Consider the following 429-nt stretch of genomic DNA (forward strand, 5'->3'; position numbering starts at 1 on the left):
TTCGTGTCGTCCCAAGAAGCGACGAGGCCTGCCGGGGTTCGACACGGTCGAATCTAAAGCCCTCACGGGACGTGACAAAGGTTACCTCGTCCTCGGGGACGTCGGTTCCGCGAACCACATCAAAGGCGGCGTCGATGCCGGCGTCCCTGTCGCCGGTGAAGACGAGGAGTCGTCGCTGGTTAGCCGCCATCGCCTAGTCGCGGCGGGCGGCCGCGAGCGATTCGATATCGGGTGCGTCAGGTCGGCGAGAAGCGTCGCCGGAACGGGTCATATCACCGTTATGCTGGCGCGCCTATTCACGTTCTTCGGTCGCTTCGTTCGGCAGTCGTGTGCGGACTCGAAGTCGTGAAAATCGGCGTTTTTCGCGTCCCGTGCGGACTCGTGGCACGCCGTCGAGATTTTGAAAGCGCTTTTATGGGGGCCGGAGCA

At 62.7% G+C, this 429-nt stretch carries 1 protein-coding gene; it reads right to left on the reverse strand.

Going from position 1 to position 429, the window contains the following annotated elements:
* On the reverse strand, positions 1–190 hold a 190-nt coding region (locus DEQ92_RS23115; protein ID WP_233516968.1), incomplete at its 3' end, for a hypothetical protein.
* Between the last annotated feature and the right edge of the window lie 239 nt (positions 191–429).

Origin of the sequence: Haloferax sp. Atlit-6N (assembly GCF_003383195.1) — an archaeon.
GTDB classification, from domain to species: domain Archaea; phylum Halobacteriota; class Halobacteria; order Halobacteriales; family Haloferacaceae; genus Haloferax; species Haloferax gibbonsii.